General features: G+C 37.0%; 3 protein-coding genes. 1 reads left to right on the top strand and 2 read right to left on the bottom strand.

Annotated elements, in window-relative coordinates:
• Together IHO40_RS05085 and IHO40_RS05080 are read right to left on the bottom strand one after the other, a co-directional pair.
• On the bottom strand, window positions 1-488 hold a 488-nt coding region (locus IHO40_RS05085; protein WP_225537061.1), incomplete at its 3' end, for a hypothetical protein.
• A gap of 86 nt (window positions 489-574) precedes the next feature.
• Window positions 575-3559 (bottom strand): phosphoribosylformylglycinamidine synthase subunit PurL, encoded by a 2985-nt coding sequence (locus IHO40_RS05080; RefSeq protein ID WP_225537060.1) that lies wholly within the window; start codon window positions 3557-3559, stop codon window positions 575-577.
• A gap of 99 nt (window positions 3560-3658) precedes the next feature.
• Between IHO40_RS05080 and IHO40_RS05075 the strand changes: the two genes are divergently transcribed.
• A complete protein-coding gene (locus IHO40_RS05075; protein ID WP_225537059.1) occupies window positions 3659-6427 on the top strand; it encodes a PD-(D/E)XK nuclease family protein in 2769 nt (922 codons plus the stop codon).
• Window positions 6428-6734: the final 307 nt, after the last annotated feature.

The raw sequence follows: 6734 nt of genomic DNA, 5'->3' as shown, positions 1-6734 counted from the left end.
TTTTTTGCCCAACGGAATAAATGTGTTGCTACTAGTAAGCAGGTACTTAATATTGATATATAAGAAAATTTGAAAGCCAAATCTCTAATGCATATCGATAAGCATTTACCTGCGGGGAATTTGTGTAGTAACCCAATATACACAACAGTACTGTCAACTACTGATGCTATAATTAAAGCAACGAAATTTGTTATATGAAAGTCAAACCTAGACTTTAATTTTTCAAAAATAATGATACTTGAAAAAAGGGATGCTAAAACTGCGGTGTATGAAATTAGCACTATTTGGTTGAGGTTTTGCCATTTAAGAACGCAACATAACACTGTGCATGTTATTAAGCTGCATATAGCTTCTCTCTTGCCGTAGAACTTAATCATTGAGTTTATAGCTAGAGCGGCTCCCGTAACTAGGGCAGCACATATCATTAATTTATTTGAATTGTTAAGTAAAGAAAGACTGATGAACAAGAGTATTGATAAAATAGACATAATTTACCCAAATTTAATAACATACATTCATTCTAAATAAACATTGCATATAGTATAAAGAGTTGTTTAGCATAATAAAAAAAATTCTATACTACGCTACGATAGCTATCCCCTAAATCTTTCAAATCTACTTTTAAGATATCCTTTATATTTAGGGCTTTCTCCTCTATCACTTTGCCAATACACGAAAAAACTATACCTTTAAATAATTCTTCAAACCTCTTCTGGTTTTGCGGGGCAATAGTAACCAAAATTCTACTTTGGGATTCAGAAAACATTATTATCTTGTTTATTGTATCTTCATTTTGTGTTTTCCCTACTGGCACTAGTGAGAGATCAATTTCAGCACCGAGGTCTCCTGCAATTAGCGATTTTGCTAGAGCAACAGCCAATCCTCCCAGATTTGGTGCAATTGCAGAGGCAATTATGCCACCTTCTATTGCAAGGCTGTAGCGTTTATACAATTTCTTAGCGCTCTTTGCATCAACCTTTGGTACGTTGCTATTACCTATTCCACTATACAGCTGATATTCAGACCTGCCAAGTTCGTCGTGTGTTATACCAAGCACATATATCAAGTCTCCTGGCATCTTCACATCGAGCGATACCGCATTTTCAATATTTTCTATAACTCCAATTGCTGAAATAAGTAATGAAGGTGGCGCAGAGATCATCACTTCCTTGCCATTTTTATCATATCCTTTGAAGTCGTTGAACATGCTATCTTTTCCAGATATGAATGGGGTTTGGAATGCAGTTGCAAAGTCATAACAAGCTTCTGCAGCCCTCTTTAGTTGCCACAGCCTTTCTGGATTGTAAGCATCACACCAGCAAAAATTGTCGAGCAACGCTAGATGATTCATACTCCCTCCTGCAGCTACATAGTTGCGTATGGCAGTGTCAATCGCGCATGCTGCCATATGGTAAGTATCAATTTCCCCATAACTTGAGCCGAACCCTTGCGATTTCACAACACCTTTGTTTGAAGAAAGAACTGGCCTTGAAACAACAGCTTCGCTACACACTCTTCTTTTGCCTTGCAGTGGCTTTAACACAGACGAACCTTGAACTTCATGGTCATATTGTATCACTATGAACTCCTTGCTGCAAATGTTTGGTCTGCTTAGCATTTCTTTTAGTTCAATTTCTAAAAAAAACGGATTCCCAGCGCATGATGCTCCAGCTTGGATGAAAGAGGGGGTACATGGCCTTGTCTGTAAATGCATTTTAGGGTTGCCATCATGCAGAAACTTGGTTTCCATGTCCATTATTACTGTTTCTTCGGGATATTTAACAACGGCTTTACCACTGTTGTTGAATTTCCCAATTACGCTAACTTCTACATCATGTTTTTTCATGATTTGCTTAAACATAGGAAGATTTTCTTCCGGCACTGCTAAGGTCATTCTCTCTTGTGATTCTGATATCCATATTTCCCACGGAGCCATACCATCGTTTTTAAGTGGAACCTTGCTTAAATCAACTTCAAATCCATTCTTTCCCATTTCACCGATGGACGATGACAGTCCCCCCGCTCCATTGTCTGTTATTGCATTGTAAAGAGCAAGGTCTCTTGCCTCTATGACGGCATTGGAAAATTTTTTTTGCGTTATAGGGTCGCCAATTTGCACAACTGTTGAAGGGCTGTTTCCCGACAATGCCTCCGAAGAAAACGTTGCACCGTGGATTCCGTCCCTTCCAACCCTTCCTCCAATAATTACAATCTTATCGCCGTCTTTGGGCTCTTTAATGTGTGAAGGTGCATTATTTATATTGCGCGGAATAATTCCAACGCTTCCAACAAAGACCAACGGTTTTCCACAAAATCTATCGTCAAAATATACTGATCCAAGTTGTGTTGGAATGCCAGAACAATTGCCAGCAACATTAACACCATGAATTACTTCTTTCATGATATATTTCGGTGGAAAAATTTCACCAGTGCGCTCTTTATCCCTATAAAATTTGCCTTTTGCTTCTTTGGCAAAGCAGAAGTAATAGGTATTCATTATAGGCTCTGCGCCTTTGCCAAAACCCAGTATATCGCGGTTAACTCCAAGCACTCCCGTCATTGCTCCACCAAATGGATCGAGAGCTGAAGGGCTATTGTGGGTTTCAACTTTATCTGTAATCAAGTAATCATCGTCAAAAATTATTCCTCCTGCGTTGTCGGAGAAAACTGACACGCATATGTCAGAATTTATCTCACGCGTTGCACGCTTAATATAATGTGCATATAGACCATCTTTTATTTCATCAATGGGAAAACAAAAGATGTTGTGTTTGCAATGTTCAGACCAAGTCTGTGCTATGGACTCAAGTTCAATATCATAGGGGCTTCTACCGAGTTTACTGAAGTAGTCCTTTATAGCTTTCATTGCTGCGAGAGAGAGCCCTAAAGTGCCATTACCATCGATTCCATCTCTGCTGATCTTTTCAAGCTCTTGGTCACTTACATTAAGGTCAACGGACTTACCACCTGGTGTCATTCCAGCTCCTTCTCCTGTCATCCAAGTAGCTGACACTGGGATCCATTCTTTTTTTTCCTGGATTCCAGCGTCACGCGCTGGAATGACACCAGGTGGAGTATTTTGCTTACTGCAGTGCCTACGATAGCAATTGCCGTTTTCCTTATAAATAAGCGTGCAATACTCAGTAATAGGGTTGAATTCTATATCATCTTCGGTTGGTATGCTCCCTTTGCCCAAGATCAGTTTTGAACTTCTTGCTTTAATGTAAACATCTTCGTCAATGTGGCCTTTGCTAATTAAATACTCTCTGACAATCTGTTTTGCTGTGTTACCTACGTTATCGGTCATGCCAGGCAAAAAGCTTATTTCCAAGCCCCACTCAGCTTGTGATTCTATGAAATCATATTGAACTTCTTCAAGGTCCTCGTTGTAGAGGTAATAACGGCAGTTTTGTGTAACTTGATTACAAAATAGTCCACAGATTTCTTCATGTGATTTTGATGATAATTCTTTATTTATATAAACCGAATAAACGTTGAATAGCCATCTATTGCTAACTTGCTTACATTTGTTTAAAACTTCTATTCTAGTGTTTGTCATGTAATATTATAAAAGATTTTAATATATAATAGCATAAGAAACTGCTAGCACATTTATATTTTGCTGTACAAAAAAACATCATACTAGTTGTCATTTTTCATGGAAAGAGTTTTTACTGCTGACGTAGATGAATCCTTTTTTGATGTGCTGGCTCAGCGCATATTTTCTGAATATGGAAAAGAAGAAATTCCCAAGGTAAAGGTCATCCTTCCCTGTAAGAGGGATGTGATAGCGCTACTGAGTGCATTCAAGAATTGCAGCGCTAAAAAATGCATAATTTTACCAGAGATAGTTTCACTAGAGAACATCGATGAGGAAGATTTAATATTAAATCTTGATAGAGTTAAAGTTATCAAGCCGATAAAAAGGACACTGCTGTTAATTCAATTCATATTGGAGTGGAATAAAGAAAACAATGATAATTTTCCCATTGACTTGGCTTATAGCTTGCCATCATTACTTGATAAAATCCAACATACCCAAATAGCGGATTATTGTCAGTTCGATAAGCACCCAAAGAAAATAGAGAATTTCGTAAACTTACTTGTCAGAACCTGGAGTAACACTTTAAAAAGTTTGGGAGTAGTAGATATACTAGAACATAAAAGTGACTACATAAACGATATGATAGCTTCTCTGCAGAAAGATCAACATATAATCTTTGTTGGAATTGGAAAGGGTGAGATCTATAAGTTATTGATTAAAGCTATATATGACCTACCACTTGGAAAGATAATTTTACCTAACCTGAATCTGAAAATTAAAGAGAAAGACTGGAAATTGCTTGATAGAAAACACTATCAATATTGCCTGAAAGATCTGCTCGATTATTTAAATGTAGATAGGAAAAACGTTATCTGTTTGAACACTGTGGATAACGAAATTATTAATTACATCTTTGATACAACTGCTGATCTTAGTAAAATTAGCGATGGGTGCATTAGAAATATCGAAGTCATCACTTGTGATTCGAGGGAGGAAGAAGCACAAGTGACATCACTAATTATGGAGAATGAAGGTTATGAAAACGTTTCTTTGTGTGTCTTTGATAAATTACTTGCAGCTCGTATGGCGTGTTCCATGTCAGAAAACTACTCTTATATAACGCTTTTGCTTTATAGTATCGAAGTTTTTACCTCAAATTGGAACAGCGTGTCACTTCTTTCTCTTCTTAAACATAGGCTAGTGACTTTTGGTTACACTCAGGAAGAATACACTCAAATTTTATCTGAGTTTGAGATAGAGATATTACGCAGCTTCAGTACAAACGGTCGAAGCAGTATTATAAATGCTATCAATGCCCATAAAAAGCTAAAATATAAAGAAGATATATTAATCATTATCAATAAGTTAGAAGCTATATTTAATCCCCTACTTAATTCTATAAATTGTCTTATTTCTGATGTGGTAACAGCTCACTTGCAGTGTATTAATTTGCTTTCTGGGATAGATTTTTCAGAACTAAGTAATGAAGTAGGTAATTTTACCCGTGATTTTTTAAATGCATGTAATGGCATAACTATTAAGTGTTCTCTAGAGTTATATAGCCAAATTCTAACCTTGTTTTTGAAGAAAGAGTTTTTTTCTGTAGCAAGTGACTTCAATAGATTCAGTTTATATCACAATAAAGTTGTAATACTTGCTGGATTTTATGATATGCCAAGTTTTCAAAATCCGTTCTTGAATGCGCTGACAAGAGAAAAATTCAATCTTTCTTCCGTGCAAGAGGAGCAGGGGTGTTTTTTATATACTCTGCGCGGTTTATTTGGTGCAAGTAAAGTGTACATCACAAGATTGCTAAGCAACAGGAAACCAATTCTATTACAGCGTTTAGAAATTCTGTTACAGGGGTCAAAATATCCTTATCGCGATTGGCTAAGAGTGTTAAACACACCTGAATGTATTGTTCCATGTGTGCAGCCTATGCCAAAACCTCAAACTGAGGTCAGAAAAGAAACAATGCAAGTAATGTCTTGTAGTGCGGTAGAAAAATTGATTCGTAATCCTTATTCATTTTATGTTGAATATATACTGGGCTTTAGGCAATTAAGAGACTTGAATTTTAAGCCATCGATATTGGAATTTGGCACTATGGTACACAATATTCTTGAGAGATATTTGCGTGATAGAAGGTCACCAATGCGCATCGCACAAGAAGTATTTTCAGCTAATCGGTTTTTTTTTTCAAATATGTGGTGGGTAAGGTTGCAGAAGATAATTCAATCTTTTGTCGAGTTTGATAGGACTAGAAACAATCACGTTGAGTTAGAGAAGAGCTTTTTCTATCCGATATTTCATGTTGGGGTCATTCCAGCGCGTGACACACAACTGCGCGAATGCTGTACAACTTTCACTAAGAAGAAGAGTACCATCCCAGTGCCCGGATACTGGAATCTAGAAAATTTAATTGCAAATGAGCACACCAGGCGATTGTGTAATAAGAGCTGGATTCCAATGTCAAGAACTGGAATGACAGAAGAAATTTTACTGACAGCAAGATGCGACAGAGTTGAGTATCTACCAAGTGGGAAAGTAGCAATTATAGACTATAAACTCGGCTCACTGCCTTCGAATGAGGAAGTTATGTCAGGTTTTTTCCCGCAGTTAATTTTACAAGCTTTAGCAGTGGGATACACAACAAAAAAAGAAGTTTCAGAACTTGCTTATTGGAAACTTGACTATGATAAAATAAAGGTTATTGTTTTGAAGGATCACAGACAAAAAATGCAGGAATTTCAAGACAATCTACCGAATTTTTTATCTAATTATTTAAGAGAGGCCACTCCTTTTATTGCTTCTCCATATTTTGATAAATTCCTAAGGTTTAACAGCTATAAACAACTAGAAAGGGTAGGGGAGTGGTTGTAGTTAGCAGCAGATCCTAAAGGCTCATCGTTGACAGGAGGCTACTATTGGGGCTATCAACATTGACAGTACCTTGCCAGTCAACAATGGTGTCATTCCAGTACCCCCCTTCTTGTCATCCCAGTACTTGATACTGGGATCCAGTTTTCCATAAAAATAGCGCACTTTAACATAACTTTATGTACTCACTAACCCGATCAAATTCCTAGATTCCAGCGTCACATAATAGAACGACACCTTTGCCTGGTTCATGGATTACTTTAGTAATAAATATTTAAAAATTTTGTCAGATGAGAAAAAAAGGTAAAAG

This window comes from Wolbachia endosymbiont of Mansonella ozzardi, from assembly GCF_020278625.1.
Lineage (GTDB): Bacteria > Pseudomonadota > Alphaproteobacteria > Rickettsiales > Anaplasmataceae > Wolbachia.
The sequence above is the reverse complement of the archived record's forward strand: the minus strand, read 5'-3'. Positions and strand labels throughout refer to the sequence as shown.

Excerpts from the sequence above, each read along its gene's own strand:
- IHO40_RS05080 (WP_225537060.1), bottom strand. The coding sequence starts at position 3,559 with ATGACAAACACTAGAATAGAAGTTTTAAACAAATGTAAGCAAGTTAGC.
- IHO40_RS05075 (WP_225537059.1), top strand. The coding sequence starts at position 3,659 with ATGGAAAGAGTTTTTACTGCTGACGTAGATGAATCCTTTTTTGATGTG.